At 41.8% G+C, this 16,699-nt stretch carries 9 protein-coding genes; 5 read left to right on the top strand and 4 right to left on the bottom strand.

Translation table 11 applies throughout. The features are described 5' to 3' along the window. Positions 1 to 280: 280 nt before the first annotated feature. The 4 genes from IE199_RS07615 to IE199_RS07600 form a co-directional block, all read right to left on the bottom strand. Positions 281 to 2,341, bottom strand: a complete 2,061-nt coding sequence (locus IE199_RS07615) for a basic secretory protein-like protein (protein WP_229854592.1) — start codon at positions 2,339 to 2,341, stop codon at positions 281 to 283. A 21-nt stretch (positions 2,342 to 2,362) separates the two neighbouring features. Further along, a complete protein-coding gene (locus IE199_RS07610; protein ID WP_189768849.1) occupies positions 2,363 to 5,194 on the bottom strand; it encodes a TonB-dependent receptor domain-containing protein in 2,832 nt (943 codons plus the stop codon). Positions 5,195 to 5,315: 121 nt separating this feature from the next. Further along, a complete protein-coding gene (locus IE199_RS07605; RefSeq protein ID WP_189768847.1) occupies positions 5,316 to 6,773 on the bottom strand; it encodes a basic secretory protein-like protein in 1,458 nt (485 codons plus the stop codon). Between the two features lie 246 nt (positions 6,774 to 7,019). Further along, positions 7,020 to 8,018, bottom strand: a complete 999-nt coding sequence (locus IE199_RS07600) for a LacI family DNA-binding transcriptional regulator (protein WP_189768846.1) — start codon at positions 8,016 to 8,018, stop codon at positions 7,020 to 7,022. A 265-nt stretch (positions 8,019 to 8,283) separates the two neighbouring features. On the opposite strand from IE199_RS07600, the gene IE199_RS07595 reads away from it, so the two are divergent. Genes IE199_RS07595 through IE199_RS07575 form a run of 5 tightly spaced genes read left to right on the top strand, consistent with a single transcriptional unit; the run spans position 8,284 to position 16,626 of the window. Continuing rightward, on the top strand, positions 8,284 to 10,599 hold the full coding sequence (locus IE199_RS07595) for a GH92 family glycosyl hydrolase (protein ID WP_373304784.1): 2,316 nt from the start codon (positions 8,284 to 8,286) through the stop codon (positions 10,597 to 10,599). A gap of 55 nt (positions 10,600 to 10,654) precedes the next feature. Next, a complete protein-coding gene (locus tag IE199_RS07590) occupies positions 10,655 to 13,165 on the top strand; it encodes a GH92 family glycosyl hydrolase (RefSeq protein WP_189768841.1) in 2,511 nt (836 codons plus the stop codon). Positions 13,166 to 13,170: 5 nt separating this feature from the next. Further along, positions 13,171 to 14,430, top strand: a complete 1,260-nt coding sequence (locus IE199_RS07585) for a sugar MFS transporter (RefSeq protein WP_189768839.1) — start codon at positions 13,171 to 13,173, stop codon at positions 14,428 to 14,430. Further along, on the top strand, positions 14,427 to 15,437 hold the full coding sequence (locus tag IE199_RS07580) for a carbohydrate kinase family protein (RefSeq protein ID WP_189768837.1): 1,011 nt from the start codon (positions 14,427 to 14,429) through the stop codon (positions 15,435 to 15,437). The genes IE199_RS07585 and IE199_RS07580 overlap by 4 nt, the downstream gene beginning before the upstream one ends. 10 nt (positions 15,438 to 15,447) lie before the next feature. Beyond that, on the top strand, positions 15,448 to 16,626 hold the full coding sequence (locus IE199_RS07575; RefSeq protein WP_189768835.1) for an AGE family epimerase/isomerase: 1,179 nt from the start codon (positions 15,448 to 15,450) through the stop codon (positions 16,624 to 16,626). Positions 16,627 to 16,699 lie beyond the last annotated feature (73 nt).

Below are 16,699 nucleotides of genomic sequence, written 5' to 3'. Positions count from 1 at the left end.
GCCCTTGTAATAATCGATTTGATTAAAATAAAGACAAAATCATTAAATCATTATTGGAACGTTCCAACAAGGGGTTTTTGAACATTTTTACAAAAAATACTTGTTACAAATTGTTCAAATGAAATTTATGCAGAACTTGGTAGAGATATGGTGACGATTGGTAGATAAATTACGATAACGTGTTAAAAACAAGCCAATATAAATAACGAGTAAGTATTTGACACACAATAAAAAGCCGACCTCAAATGAAGTCGGCTTGGTTTTCATATTTAAACTATGATTATTCTTGCTCTAACAGTGCAATTTCACCAATTTGGATCAAGCGACCGTTATCACCGCCAACACCTTCTGTTTGATCATTGCTTAAAGTAAATTTGTAGTACTTATAAGCCGCGACGTTTTCACTAACATCGTAGTGGAAAGTGGTTAATCGCGCAGGAGCTTGAGGATAGCTCGCTGTATCTAATGCGACCCAAGTTGTACCATCGATTGAACCACTTAATGACCAACTTGTTGGATCTCTAGGAACGTTATCACTACCAGTAGTTAAACTATACTTACTTACCGTTTTAGCTGTTGGTAGCTCAAATACCAGTTCAACCGCATCAATTTCGTTGATTGGCATAAGATCTGGCAAATACTGGGGTAACCACCATGGTGCTTCAATAACGCCGTTAAACTTTTTGTTAATATTGTTATCGTTGATTTTATCTGGGCCTTCACCCCAAACACCAATATGAGTAGCGTTAGTGGTAACTTCTACACCTTCTTCTACAGCAATATTTCGATAACCCGAAACTGGTTCTGGAAAAGGTGCTAAGCCTAAATCTTTTAAATAAGATTGATATTCACCAAATACCTGTTCAATACCACGTTGTTCACCAAAAATTGACTTAAATGCTTTATCAAAACTCCAGTTATCAATGGTGTTGGCAGATGCATTAAACAGACGGATAAAGTCAGTATTGCGATTGCTTTCTGCAACCCACTTCAAAAATAATGATGTTTGATTGTAAGCGTCTTGATTCCAGCTCTCGATCCAAGCAGGAGTTAAATTTAAATAACCTGCATCAACTCGTATATAGTTAGCTAAACCTTCTAAGTAGCTGTGTAACTCATTCCCTGGTTGGTATACGCCAGAATCGGGCACCATGTTGTACCCATGAGTCAGTTCGTGCCATAACACGCCGAGGATCTCGTTGCGTAAAGCTGCATCACCTTGTTGTGCGACATTAGCGATATGCTGTAAATCAAATAGCAAGATCATATGTTCGTCAGTGCCAGATTTAGCGGCAGGAAAATCATATAATCCCGTTTCAAATTGCACACTTTTAAACACTTTAATTTCAGTAACATTGTTATAGAGTTTCTTGGCAATCTCTAAGCTAATTGCCTGAATTTGCTCTTCTAGATCAGGAACAACCTGCTCTAGTAATGCTTGGCCTGCATGATCTGGGTTGTTTTTAACAAAACTTATGCTCGGTTGAGGAAAGCCATCCCAAGGATTGTTTTCATCCCATACGCGAATGAAATTTTCTTTGACCAGCTTTGTTTCACCTTTGTCATTTTTTGCTACTAAAGTTACCGTTTTAGGGCCGAGCTCATTGTAGTGAACAAGAGGGCTTTTTTCGGTACTTGTCGCTGGTTCGCCACCTTCAAAGGTCCATTGCCAACTGGTAGGGTTGGCAAGAGAGGTATCTTTGAAAATAACATAATCACCAGGTGCCGGTGTTGTTGATGAAACGGTGAACTCAGTAAGTGGAGCATCAGCTTTAACGAATAATTCAAGCTCGGCTAATTGGAAAATATCGCCACTGGTATTATTAAAATTAAAGCGAAAATATTTGTATTCAGTATCCCCTTCGTTCAATTCAAAATTACGTTTTTGAAAACGATTGGCAAAACTTTGTCCACTTTGTTCATCGATTAACGTCCAGTTTTCCTTGTCGTTCGAACCTTCTAAAGTCCACTGACTAGGATCTCGCTCAGGTGCATCATTAGCGGCACCCAGCACATAGTGGGTCAAAACATAGGGTTTTGAAGCGGTGAAAATCACTTCTGCGCTAGTAGTAAAGGTTAAAAACTTAGAATTAATGTCACCATCAATTAAGTTGGCAATACCTTCCGCGCCCGGTGAATCTGCACCAGGTGCTTCAATGGCGGTATTGGTATCAGATACCATGTTACGCGTTGCACTGCTTGAATCCGTTACGACGGGTTGCTCTTTATCGGCTTGTGTTGAAGTAAAGCCTGAGCCGTCATTACAACCGTACAAAACACTGCTAATCGTTACCGCTAACAGAGTGACTTTAACTTTGTTTTTTTGTATTAAATTCATCATGATAAAAATCCTCTGCCTCGACTAAAATGAATATTTCGCTTGGAATGAAAATTGGCGTCCTAACGTGTCGTATGCGCCCGAGCGATAAAACGGATAACCGGTAAATGTTTCATCTTGTGGTGGCATAGCGTTAAGTAAGTTAGTTACCGACATTAACAAACGAAGGTCATCATATTGTTTAGCAATCGTTAAGTTGTAACGTGTCCAAGCAGGCAGTTTATCCCTTTCACCATAGTTAGCGTTGTTCCACAGTTTTCCTTTGCGATTTGCTAACAATGACACTGACCAGTCATCTTTTTGCCACGTCACTTGTGCATTGGCGATAGTTTTAAAGTCGAAGTTGTCTTGGCGATCGATGTATTCGATCAGTGGGTCGTCATGACGTAGTTTGATTTTTTTGCTTAGTGCTTTGGTTAAATCAAACTTGTAAGAAAACTCACCAAACTCTGTTTCCCAAGCGCCTTTAATACCAAAATCGATACCTGATTGTTTTCTTACTGCGGCATTAATGTAACCTTCAGTAATCGAGTGTGGTGTATACGGATCGCCAGTAATTGCGTTGCCTAAACGGTCAACCCCATTTCCTTGTGCGTCGTAACGCTTAATTCGATCAGCGGTCGTTTTACACAGTTCAGAATCGCTATCTTGAATGCCAGCAAAACACTCATAGTTAATATTTAAAATGGTGCCAGCATCTAATAATGCGACTTTGTCGTTAATAGTGATTTGGTAATAATCAATGTTAAATGAAAAATGTTCATTTAATTCATAGACAAATCCAGCCGTGAAAGTATCACCTGTTTCTTCTTTTAACGTTGCATCACCAACAGATTCACTTTCAAAGTTTACATTTAACGAAGGTTGCTCTGGGTTGGTCGTAAGATCAGCGGTAGCACAGGTTAATGTTAATGCGTCAGTATCGTAACCTGGAACAGCACCATTATTGGCCAAATCTAAACAGGCATGGCCTAATACTCGATCACCGCCACTGCCAAAGTTACCACTAAAACCTTTGTAAACAGCAGAAATGTCTGGGCCTCTAAAAGTTGTACCAACGGCACTTCTAAACACAAAATCTTCAAATGGACGATAGGTAAAACCTAACTGGGTAGACATTGCGCCACCAACGTTCGATTTGTCGTCGTAGTAGTCATAACGAATTGCACCCTCAATATCGAAGGTTTCGTGCACTGGTACTAATAACTCAAGTGCTGCGGCATATCGTTTACGCTCACCATCAGTTATTACACCGGTTAAACCGGTAAATTCTTTGTTAATCACACGGCTATCTGGAATCGCTTTTGTACCTTCTTTCATTGCTTCAAGTAAAAATGAAAACGCGATTGGGCCGGCGTCTAATTCATAAAGCTCGCCAGAGATATGAGTATTAAAAATTTCTGTGAAAGATTCACCTTTGTATTCCACCCAGTCGGCTAAACCAAAAAAGGTGTCTTTATCAAAACCGCCAAACCATGTTTGGTAGTCAGGGCGGTGAATGGGTAAATTGTTATATGTACCTAATTGTGGACCTAATAATTTTTCACGACCTGCTACCGTTGAATGGGCGTATTGATCATTAAAGTCATAGGCTGAGCGAGTGAAGCCCATTGAATAATCAAATTCACCTAACGTGCCTTCTAAGCCAAAGCTAATGGTGTAAGCCGCATCGTCGTAGGTTCTGCCGTAACCGTCACTGGTATATTCTTGGTCAAGAACCTTGCGCCACATATAGGTAACTTCACCACCTTGACTACCATCTTTATTGGTTAGATCAGGATCCCAAAACGCTTTATCGTAGAAGAATAAGCTGCCACGGTTACCTTTTTTCTCTTGAGTGACGTAATAACCAGTCGCAAAAAAGGTGTCGGTGTCTGTAATGTCATATTGAGCATTCACATAAACACTGGCGGTTTCATTTTTGTTGATCAGATGTGCTTCACCTGTTTCGTCCCATCCACAGCTTGGGCCATAGTTGTTACGAGCAATAAAGTGCTGAATCGCTTTTGAGTGTGGGTTTGCGTCAGTATTACAATATTCAGTGACGTAGTTATTTAAATACTCTGTGTCTCTTGAATAGACAGTAATTGAGCGGTTTAATTCACGATTTGAATTGGGATCTGGGCTGTCCCATACGCTGTCGTGAAATGGTCTATCACCTGAATGTAATCCATCGTTTTGACGGTATTCTAAGGCGTAGTCTAAGTAAAAATTGCCTTCTTTTAAGCCACCAACAAAGGACAACGATTTGGTTTTGTTTGAATCGTAATTGTCAAAGCCGTATTTAGCTTCAACGTGATGACCTTCAATACCACGTTTAGTGATAATGTTAATAACACCTGCCATGGCATCTGAGCCATAAATAGCCGAAGCACCGCCGGTTTGAATATCAATGCGCTCTACCATAGCTTGTGGGATCATATCCAAATTTACAAAGTTGGTATGACCGCCAAAAGGCATAGGGTAATAGGCAAGGCGTTTACCATTAACTAAGATCAGTGTGTATTCAGGGCCAAGGCCGCGTAAATTAAGCTCTTTTGCACCAGGTGTATAAGAGCCTGTTTCCACTTCACCTAAAATTGCACCGTTAGCTGCAGGTAGGTTACTCAGCGCATCGTAAACACTTGAAAAGCCACTTTTGATCATGTCGTCTGAGGTAATGCTCTGCACATTAACCACACCTTCCATTTCGGTGCGCTTGATGCGTGAACCAGTGACCATCACTCGTTCGATAGTCTCTTCCTCTGCCTTTTGCTGTTGTGCCTCTTGTGCACTAGCAGGCAACTGTAAACCCAATCCAATGAGCAAGGCCAAAGGGCTGAGTTTAAAGCCTGTTGCTTTGTTTCTCGTCTGCATATTGTCTCTCCTGTTTATCATTATTTTTTAATTGTTCTTTTTTTTATTTTTAATTGGAACGTTCCAATTAAAAGGGGTTTCAATACGTGTTAATGCAACTATTATTTAACGCGTGGTATTTTTATCCTTGTTGGGCAAGCTCGGCTTGATAGCGTTGCCAAAGTGAGTCAATCGGTTCACCGATAATGGATTCAACGGCCTTTTCAAATGTCCAGTTAGGTAAGGTTTTTGCACTTTGATTAAATAGATAAGCAAAGTCAGGTTGATAGTTTTCACTTAACCAATGTAAAAAGAAACCTGTGTTGGTGTATCCACCTAACCATGAGTCTGAAGCAACGGGTTTTCTGGTTTTGTGGTAACCGGCGTCAATGCGAATTAAATCTGCCATACCTTCAATAAAAGCGTGGTATCCCGAGCCGCCAAGATAATTCCCTGCACCTATGTGATATTGATAACCATGGGTTAATTCATGCCAAAAGACACCTTCAAGCTCGTACAACACCTCTTCATCTGACTTGTCTTTTAGTCGCTCTGCCACATATTTTGTTGAAAAAGTCAGTAACATGGTTTTGCCGCTGCCACCGCGTGATGCAAGAACGTCGCTCCATTGCAGTGAAACAACAATGCGATCAAAGTTGGGGGATTGTGTGTAGTTTTTATAAAGGCGTTTATTGACCTCTAATGAAATATTGTGAATAATTTTTTCAATGTCAGGCATTAATCGTGTTAAACGTTGGTAGCCTTCACTGGTGGTATCTTCATGTTGAAATTCAACCTGAGGAAATTCAAAACCTTGCCACGGCTGATTAACATCAAGCACTTTTATACGACGTGATTGCGTTTTTGAATCTTCACCAAAAGCATTACGACTGGTTAAAGTGACGTTGTAAGCGCCTGGTTTGTCAAAGGTGACTCTTGGATTTTGTTTATTACTGGTCGCAGGTATACCACCTTCAAATTGCCATTGCCAGCTTGTAGGGTGGTTTTGACTGTGATCCCAAAATTCTACAACGTCGTTAACCGATGCTTGTTGATGGCTGCTGCCAAAGCGGGCGATAGGGCGCTGATCATCGGCAAAAAAAGTAACTTCAGCTAACTGTAAATAGTTATCACCATATTGTGAGGTATTATCATGAGATAGTGTTAAACGATAAAAGCGATAGGCTGTAGCAGTGTTAAGCTGAAACTGACGTGACTGTTGACGATCGGTAAAAGTTTGCTGTTGTTGTTCATCGATAACATGCCACTGCTTAGCGTTGTTAGAGCCTTCAAGACGCCACTGCTCGGGATCGCGTTTTGGTGCGTCGTTTGCCGAAGTAAAACGATAGCCTGTTAAGCTTTGTGCTTGATCTAATTGGAAAATAATTTGGCTATTGTTATCAAAGACTAAAAATTTTGAATCGAGTTTCCCGTCGATTAAAGCATCTACTGGTTCTTGTTTGGGTGAGTTACTGTGCTGACTGATAATAGATAACTGACTACTAGCAACAGGCGTAGCTACATATTTACCGCCAAGAGCAGTAAAGCTAACAACAAGAGACGCGGCCACACCGGCCAGTTTTACCTTTGTTGGCAACATGAATATTCTCACTTTTAGGTGCAATCAACTCAGCGGTTTGTGTAACTGAAACGCAGAAATTGATTTTATAATTATTAAAATACGACTTGGAACGTTCCAATTTAGATTCTGCCAAAAGCCATCTAATGTCAAGTATAAGCCAGAATATTTTTGTGGAATAAGGTGGAATAAGATAGTTGCGTTCTGTCTAATAAATCGACAAAACAAACGAGTAAGCCATGATCAATAGCTTACTCGTTAAGTTTATTAACAGGAAGAACGTTCGATTAAATCAACACCAACAAGCACCTTATTGCGCGCATTGCTATTGGCGTCCATCAATTCCTGACAAACGGCACGAGCAATTTGGTTTTCGTCAATATGTATCGTGGTTAACGCTGGTGACATTAATTGAGAGTCTTTTAAATCATCAAAGCCAATAATACCTATATCAACACCGGGTTTAATTTGCTGCTCTTTCATGTATTCAATCGCGCCATAAGCGATAACATCACTAAAACAGACAACCGCTTCAATATTTGGTGATTGGTTTAATAATTCTTTCATGCCTTTTCGACCACCATCTCGTGTCGTATTTGACTGAATTACTTGCGTTAATGCGTCATCTTGAAAATGTTCATGCATGGCATTGTTATAACCAGCTAAACGTTGGTGGTAATCCGAAATACTTTCGTTACCGCCTAAAAAAGCGATATTTTTATAGCCTTTTTTGATCAGCAAGTTAGTACTCATGTAAGTACCTGAGACGTTGTCTGGAATAATGGTTGATACTTTTGCGCCTTGAATCTCACGCATGATGTTGATCACTAAGCGACCTTTATCAACTAAGCCATTTAAAAAGTCAGGGCTGGTTCCTGGTGCAGGACAAATGACATAAGCCGACACCTTATATTCTTCTAACCGCTGAATAAGTTCGCTTTGCTGCTCAACACTTTCCCCACTACTCACCAAAATAGCAAACATGCCAATGCTGCGGATCTGCTGCTCTAGGGCAACTGTAAGTTGTGTTGAATAGGGGTTGGTTAAATCGTTAATAACAATTGCAACTAAATTTGATCGTCTGCTGCGCAGTGAGGCGGCGTCTCGGTTATAGACATAACCAGTTTCTTCGATCGCTTTTAGCACTTTTCGTTTCGACTTTTCACTGACCTTATTACTATTGGTCAAGACTAAGGAAACCGTGGATTTCGATACGCCGGCCTTTTTTGCTACGTCAACTACAGTGATGGTTTCTTGCTTCTTCAAACGGTATTCCTTAGGTAAAACTGCGAGCAAAATATTTTTTGATGGTTGAATTATAACTTAACTCAAGATATATTGAATCACAATAATTGGAACGTTCCAAAAATAAAATAATAAGTATTTGGCAATCATTATGTTGCATACAATGAAAAAATACTCAGGTGTAATCAGTGAAGGAAGCTATACAATGCAGCGATTAGCAAGCGTATTTGAAAAGCGCTCTCTAGGCGCTTTGTTAGCAGTTGTTTGTTTGGTAGGTGTACCTACCATGGCAAATGCCGCTAATAAAGAAGCTAAAAAAGACAATACCGTATGGGTTGACCCATTTATCGGAACTGGTGGTGACGGTCATACTTTCCCTGGTGCCGTTGTGCCGTTTGGTATGGTGCAACTAAGCCCAGATACTGCCGCGTTAAGCCGTGGTGTTGACCCTCAGCATGAAATATACAAACACTGTGCTGGTTATCATTATGACGATCACACCATTATTGGCTTTTCACATACTCACTTTAGTGGCACAGGTCATTCTGATTTAGGTGACTTATTGATTATGCCGGGTACAGGTAAAGTTCATACAAAACCTGGAACTGAAGAAGACCCTGATTCCGGTTATCGCTCACGTTTTAGTCACGACAGAGAACAAGCGTCACCTGGCTATTACATGGTGGAGCTTGATGATTACCAAATTAAAGCCGAGTTAACCACAACAACACGTACCGGTTTACATAAATACACCTTTAATGGTGAAAAAGATGGCCACGTGGTGATGGACTTAACCTCATCAATCTACAACTTTAAAAATAAAGTGGTGTGGAGTGATGTGCGTGTAATCGATAATCAAACTTTATTAGCGTATCGCTCTACAAATGGTTGGGCAAAACACCGTGAAATGTATTTTGCCATTAAGTTTTCTCGCCCGTTTGACCGTATTGAACTAATAAATGAAGATAATGCTCGCTATCGTTGCAATGGCTGTTTAGATGCTGGTAAAAGCAACAAGCCGTCAACCATAGTAAATGACGCCATTCAGTTTACAGCAGGCAAAGACATTAAAGTGGTTGCACATTTTGATGACGCAAAACAAGCGCCGTTATTAGTGAAAGTTGGTTTATCTGCTGTGAGCAGAAGTAATGCGTTAGAGAACTTAACCACTGAATTACCTGACTGGAACTTTGAACGTGTCCGCGCTGAGGCTAAAGAACAATGGCGTGATAAGCTCAATGTAATTGATGCAGAGGGTACAAAAGCTGAAAAACGTCAGTTGTACACCTCACTTTATCACGCACTACAGGCACCTTCTGTTTACCAAGATGTGAACGGTGAATACCGAGGTGTTGATGGTGAAATTCACAAAGCCACAGACTTCCAACACTACACCTTATTTTCATTGTGGGATACCTATCGTGCGCTACACCCACTTTTAACTTATGTAGCACCTGAAAAAGTGTCTGACATGATCCAATCGATGTTAGTGCATTACCAACAAAGCTACGATGACATGTTGCCAATTTGGTCATTCCATGCCCACGAAACATGGACCATGATAGGTTATCACGCGGTATCTGTAATTGCTGACGCGTACCTAAAAGGCATTCGTGATTTTGATCATGAACTGGCGCTTAAAGCCATGTTAGATACAGCAAACAATCCTAAATATGATGCTATTCCTGAATACATCAAATACGGTTATGTGCCAATGGACAAGTTAAGTGAGTCGGTTTCGATCACTTTAGAATATGCCTACGATGATTTCACTATTGCTCGTTTTGCCGAGGCGTTAGGTGAGCAGAAAATTGCTGATGAATTTTATCGTCGCGCCTTATCGTACAAAAATGTATTTGATCCGTCGGTAGGTTTTATGCGCGGTAAAGACTCAAAAGGTGGATGGAACCCAGCGTTTGATCCAGAAGAAGCAAAACTGATGGGGCCATTTACTGAAGGTAACAGTTATCAATATACCTTTTATGTTCCGCATGACGCACAAGAGCTGATAAAGCTTATTGGTGGTGACAAAGCATTTGAGCAGCGCCTTGATACCTTATTTGAAAAAGAGTTAAGCCACGAAAAAATCAAAGAACATGAAGATATCGCCGGCTTAATTGGTCAATATGCTCACGGCAATGAGCCAAGTCATCATATTGCTTATATGTACAACGATGCGGGTAAACCTTGGCGCACACAAGAGCGTATTCGCCAAATCATGGACACCTTATCGTCTGACAAACCAGACGGCTTAGCCGGTAATGATGATGTTGGTCAAATGTCAGCTTGGTATATCTTCTCTGCAATGGGTTTTTATCCTGTGGCTCCTGGTAACTTAAGCTACAGCATTGGCGCACCACAATTGCCAAAAATTTCATTAAATTTAGCGAAAAACAAAACCTTTACTGTGGAAGCGAAAGGGTTGTCTAAAGCGAATAAATACATAAAGTCGGTTAACTTAAATGGCAAAACCTTACAACGCAGTTACATCACTCATGATGATATTCAACAAGGTGGCGTTTTAACCTTCGAAATGTCTGACAAGCCAAACAAAACATGGGGCAGTGCACTTGAGCACAGACCACCATCAATGAGCCGATAGTCGATAACAACAAATAGACAAGGCCTTGCCATTGTGCAAGGCCAAGGACTAGATCATGAAAAACCGTATAATTTACCCGTTAGCGATACTGACCTCGTGTATTGCTACCTTAGGATGTGAACAAGCGTCAGCCCCTAAAGAGCCAGCAGCGCAAGTTGCACAAACACCAGCCGAGCCCAATTGGGTAGCCGACCCAGCGTCTTATGTAAACCCTTTCATTGGTACTGAAGGTGTGTACAACCACAGACAGGCGTCTAACGTAACACCTGGGGCGTTGATCCCGTTTGGTATGTTTAACTTTGGCCCCGAACACGCTTATACCGAAGACTTGCTGAAAGAAAGCGCTGGCATTGATAAACGTGTGCGTGTTGAAAAAGGTCGTATTCCTGTCTCTCCGGGGGGTTATAACTATGCGGCAAGCAGAGTAAAAGGTTTTTCATTTACACGATTATCGGGCACTGGTTGTTTAGGTGCTTCGGGTGATATACCGGTGATGCCATTTACCCAAGATATTACCCATTCACCTGACGCTGACTTTTTAAATGCATACTATAGTGCAGGCTTTTCTCATCATGACGAAACCGCTGTGCCGGGTTATTACCAAGTGGGTTTAGATAACGGCGTTAATGTTGAATTATCAGCTACGGCGCGCACTGGTATTGCTGAATTTACTTTTAGCCAACCTGAACATGCCAAGCTGTTATTCCGTTCATCGTATTCTCAAATTGGCAGTGGCGATGCTTATGCCAAAGTGGACGCTGAAAAAGGCGAAATTACCGGTTATGTAACCAGTGGTAATTTTTGTGGTTACTTAGGTGAATACAATCGCCGTGACTACTACACCTTACACTTTGTTGCCAAGTTAGACACTAAAATCACCGGCTCGGGTGGTTGGACTAACGATAAAGTTTATGCTGATGCAACCGAAGCTAAAGGTGGCATGGGGTATGGTGAAAAAGGCGTTCCTACTTTGGGCCAAGGTTCAGGTGTTTGGGTGAATCTCGCGGCAACGGCAGAGCAGCCAGTTACCATGCGTGTTGGTATCTCTTACGTTAGCTTAGAAAACGCCCGTAAAAACTTAGCAGCAGAACAAGCCAATAACACGAGTTTGGCCGATGTTAAACATCAAGCATACAAAGCGTGGAATAACGAATTAGCAAAAGTTAAAGTGGTTTCTGAAAACCAAAACAAGTTAACCACATTCTATACAGCGCTTTTCCATTCGCTTTATCATCCAAATATTTTCAGTGACGTAAACGGTGAGTATCAAGGTTTTGATCAACAAGTTCATCAAATCACAGACAAACAAACGGCGCAATATGCTAACTTTTCTGGTTGGGATGTTTACCGCTCTCAACTGCAGTTAGTGACTATGCTTGACCAACAGCGTGGTAGCGATATTGCGCAATCTTTATATAACCAAGCTTCTCAATACAATGGTGTGTGGGATAGATGGACACATAACTCAGGCCCAACGGGGGTAATGAGTGGCGATCCTTCTAGTATTGCTATTGCCAACTTTGTTGCTTTTGGTGCCAATAATTTTGATGTTGATGGTGCATATCAATCACTAATAACTGCGGCAATGAACCCAACACCACTTGATTTAAGTGATGAAGGCTGCCCAGTGTTTTGTCGTGGTCAGCATCCGTCACTCGATCAGTGGATGTCGGTTAACTATATTTCTGACCAATCAAATAGCTGGGAAGGAGCGTCTGAAACGTTAGAACAAGCATCAGCTGATTTTGCCTTATCGCAATTAGCGTTAAACATGCAAGATGACAAACACGCCAACATTTTGCTTGAGCGCTCTGGTTATTGGAAAAACTTATATAACCCAAAAGCAACCGCTGAATTGGGCTACATTCAAGGTCGTAACTTAGACGGTACTTGGAAAGAAAACTTTGATGCCAACAGTGGCCATTTATTTGTTGAAGGCAGCCCCGCGCAATACCTATGGATGTTACCGTTTGATGGTCAAGGCCTAAACGACAAATTAGGTGGCGACCAAATCATGGCGGATCGCCTAGACAGCCATTTCCATAAACCTGATGGCTCTTGGGTATTGTTCAGAGACAGTGCCGAATTTTCAGATGTATCTAATCAGCCATCAATTGCCTCACCTTGGATGTACCTGTTTTCAGGAAAAGCATACAAAACACAAGATACTGTGCGCGAAACCATGGCTCAGCTTTGGAATAACACTACTAAGGGTATTCCAGGGCAAGACGACTTAGGTCAAATGTCGTCGTGGTACGTATTTTCTGCGTTAGGTATGTACCCACTTTTCCCTGGCAAGGCGGATATGGTGTTGTCTAGCCCACTGTTTAGCCAAGCACAAATTGGCAATATTAGCATTAATGCGCCGGGCGCTTCTGACGAAAACCGCTATATTCAATCATTGGAAGTGAATGGTAAATCGACAAATCAAAGTTGGATCAACAGCGAACACGTTAAACAACCCGTTAGCTTAGACTTCACTTTATCAACAACACCAAATACAGCGTTTGGCGCGGCTAAGGACGATCGTCCACCGTCGTACAGCACTGCGGCTAACAAGGAGTAACTGACATGGCGATTCAACCTGCAACTACAACGGTCGTGAGCAACGATAACGAACATTATCATTTTGCTTTTGGCGCCATGACCACCCTGTTTTTTATTTGGGGTTTTATCACTGCGTTAAATGATATTTTGATCCCTTATTTAAAGGGCGCGTTTGACTTAAATTATACTCAAGCCATGTTGGTGCAATTTTGCTTCTTTGGTGCGTATTTTATTGTTTCCCCCTTTGCCGGCAGATTGATCAGTAAAATTGGTTACTTAAAAGGCATCATCACTGGTTTGCTTACCATAGCAACCGGGTGTGTGATTTTTTACCCAGCAGCTGATATGGGCGCTTATTGGGTATTTTTAACAGGTTTATTTGTACTTGCCTCTGGCATTACGATTTTGCAGGTATCAGCAAACCCTTATGTGGCTTCACTAGGTAAAGAAGCAACAGCGGCAAGCCGACTAAACCTAGCGCAAGCTATTAATTCTCTTGGCCACACCGCTGGCCCTGTCTTTGGTAGTGCCCTTATTTTTGGTGCGGTAGCCACTACAGCGTCAAGTGCTGATGCCAGTGCGGTTAAATTACCGTACTTATTAATTGCTGGTGCCACTGTGTTAGTTGCAGTAGCGTTTAAATTTCTACATTTACCAACCATCAAACACATTAGTGCTGAACATGCAGCGCCTGACGATGCTAATCGTTCCATTTGGCAAGAAAAACCATTGTTGTTAGGCGCATTAGCGATCTTTTTATATGTTGGCGCTGAAGTGTCAATTGGCAGCTTTTTAGTGAACTACTTTATGCAAAACAACATTGCAGCCATGACTGAAAAGCAAGCGGGCGACATGGTAGCTTACTACTGGGGTGCTGCCATGATAGGCCGTTTTGTTGGCGCATATTTAACACGTTTTATCAAACCGAGTTTGATCTTAGCGTTTAATGGCGTGATGGCGATGCTTCTATTAATCGTTACCATGAACACAGAAGGTAACGTGGCGATGTACAGTGTGTTAGCGGTTGGCTTTTTTAACTCGATTATGTTCCCGACGATTTTTACCTTAGCGATTCGCGGCTTAGGGCCTTTAACCTCTAAAGGCTCTGGCTTGTTATGCCAAGGTATTGTTGGTGGCGCAATTCTGCCATTAATTCAAGGTTATGTTGCTGATGTAAGTTCAGTACAAATGAGCTTTATCGTACCAGCGTTGGCCTATATTTATATTCTGTTCTACGGCTTATATAGCGCAAAAAGAACGCCGAGTGTGGGAGCATCTGCATGAAACCCGTAATTTGTTTTGGCGAGGCGCTAATCGACTTTTTAAACGTTGATGAACAGCCGCAAGACAAACTTAATATTAAAGGCTATCGCCAGTTTCCGGGGGGGGCTCCTGCCAATGCCGCGGTGTCGGTTGCCAAACTTGGCGGCAGTGCATTTTTTGTTGGCCAAGTGGGTAAAGATGCCTTTGGCGATTTTTTAATTGCCTCAATGCAAGAATATGGCGTTGATGTGAGTTTTACCTATCAACATGCTACTGCACCAACGGCTTTGGCGTTTGTTATGCTTGATAAAGACAATGACCGCAGTTTTACCTTTTATCGAGACAACACCGCCGATGTGATTTTTTCACCCAGCCAAATTGATGCTAACTGGTTTGCAAAACCTGTAATTTTTCACTTTTGCAGCAATACCTTAACCAATGAAGCGATAGCTGATTGCACTTTACAAGCAATTACTGTGGCAAAAGAACATCAGGCGTTGGTGAGTTTTGACGTTAATTTGCGTCACAATTTGTGGCAAGCAGGCCATGCCGACAAAGCTCGAGTTAATCGCTTTGTTGAGCAAGCCGACGTTCTTAAGTTTTCTGCTGAAGAACTAGAATTTCTTGCCGAAGGCAACGAACCTCAGTATGTCAAAAACTGCATGGCACAGGGCTGCAAACTGCTAATTGTTACTGACGGTGGCAGTGCGGTTCGAGTTATATCAGCACACGGAGAGTTTCGCTGCGCGCCGCCAAGTGTCACGGTTGCTGACACCACAGGCGGTGGTGATGGTTTTATTGGCGCTTTATTGTTTATGTTGTCATTAATTGACGATATAGACACAGCGTTAAGCGATGAATTGCTGCTAAGTAATATCATCAATTTTGCCTGCTGCTGCGGCGGTATTGCTGTCAGTCAGCAAGGGGCATTTCCGGCATTTGCTCAATTTGAGCAAGCAATGCATGCGTTTGGGGCTCAAGAGCACAACGTATCGCAACATTTTACTAATCTTATCGAATTGTTATAAAGGAAAGTGTGTGAATTTTTACAGTCGTACCTTCTTGGCAGACCACTGCGCGTCTATCTATTCCTTCTACGAGCCAAATATTATTGATAATGCTGGGGGGTATTTTCAAAATTTTTATGATGATGGATCATTATTCGACAAAGATGTCAGACATTTAGTTAGCAGCACGCGCATTATCGTTAACTATGCGCTTGCAGTTAAATACCTAGGGCAAACACAGCACCTAGACAAAATTAAACACGGCCTAAACTACTTAGAAACCGTGCATTGGCAAGAAGAAGCTCAAGGTTATGCGTGGACAATAGCCAACAATGCGCCAAGTGATATGACACAACAAGCCTACGGCTATGCCTTTGTGTTGTTAGCTTATGCGGCCAGTTATAAAGCTGGTGTGATCACAAGCAATGAAAAACTCGATAAAGTATTTGAGTTACTTGAACAGCGCTTTTGGCAAGCGGAATACGGTTTGTATGCCGATGAACTTTCAACTTCGGGTGAGTTATCGCCGTATCGTGGCCAAAATGCCAATATGCATATTTGTGAAGCCATGATCGCGGCATACCAAGCAACAGGTGATGACAAGTTTTTACAGCGTGCACAAACGGTGGCCAAAAATATCTGCCAAGTACAAGCAGCAAAAACAGGCGGTTTAGTGTGGGAACACTACCACGATAACTTCGAACCTGACTGGGATTACAACAAAGACGATCCAAAAAACTTATATCGTCCGTGGGGTTTCCAACCGGGTCACCAAACTGAATGGGCAAAATTACTGTTATTAATTAACGAACTTGCGCCTGAAGCTTGGTTAGTGGAAAAGGCGGCTGAATTTTTTGACCGCTCTTACCAACAAGCGTGGGACAAAGAACACGGCGGGTTAATATACGGCTTTGATCCACAGGGCAATTGGTGTGATACCGACAAATACTTTTGGGTACAAGCCGAAAGCTTAGCGGCGGCCGCCATGTTGTATCAACAAACAAACGATGAAAAATATTTACAGCAATACAACGCCTTGTGGCAATACTGCTGGGATAACTTTATCGACCATGAACACGGCGCTTGGTATCGCGTATTAACACTAAACAATACCAAATACTCAAATGAGAAAAGCGCAGCGGGTGCTAAATGTGACTATCACACATTAGGTGCTTGTATTGAGGTTTATAACCAATTAAACGCTGTATAAGCTCCCCGCTGGTTGGTTCACTGGATGGCCAACTGGCAACCTACTTCCCTTGGTGGTGCTTAGTAAGTGCAAA

Source organism: Thalassotalea marina, assembly GCF_014656435.1.
Taxonomy (GTDB): domain Bacteria; phylum Pseudomonadota; class Gammaproteobacteria; order Enterobacterales; family Alteromonadaceae; genus Thalassotalea_C; species Thalassotalea_C marina.
The sequence above is the reverse complement of the archived record's forward strand: the minus strand, read 5'-3'. Positions and strand labels throughout refer to the sequence as shown.

Bases quoted from the DNA above. Each gene is read 5' to 3' on its own strand.
- IE199_RS07615 (WP_229854592.1), bottom strand. From the start codon at position 2,341: ATGATGAATTTAATACAAAAAAACAAAGTTAAAGTCACTCTGTTAGCG.
- IE199_RS07605 (WP_189768847.1), bottom strand. From the start codon at position 6,773: ATGTTGCCAACAAAGGTAAAACTGGCCGGTGTGGCCGCGTCTCTTGTT.
- IE199_RS07585 (WP_189768839.1), top strand. From the start codon at position 13,171: ATGGCGATTCAACCTGCAACTACAACGGTCGTGAGCAACGATAACGAA.
- IE199_RS07610 (WP_189768849.1), bottom strand. From the start codon at position 5,194: ATGCAGACGAGAAACAAAGCAACAGGCTTTAAACTCAGCCCTTTGGCC.
- IE199_RS07580 (WP_189768837.1), top strand. From the start codon at position 14,427: ATGAAACCCGTAATTTGTTTTGGCGAGGCGCTAATCGACTTTTTAAAC.
- IE199_RS07590 (WP_189768841.1), top strand. From the start codon at position 10,655: ATGAAAAACCGTATAATTTACCCGTTAGCGATACTGACCTCGTGTATT.
- IE199_RS07595 (WP_373304784.1), top strand. From the start codon at position 8,284: ATGGCAAATGCCGCTAATAAAGAAGCTAAAAAAGACAATACCGTATGG.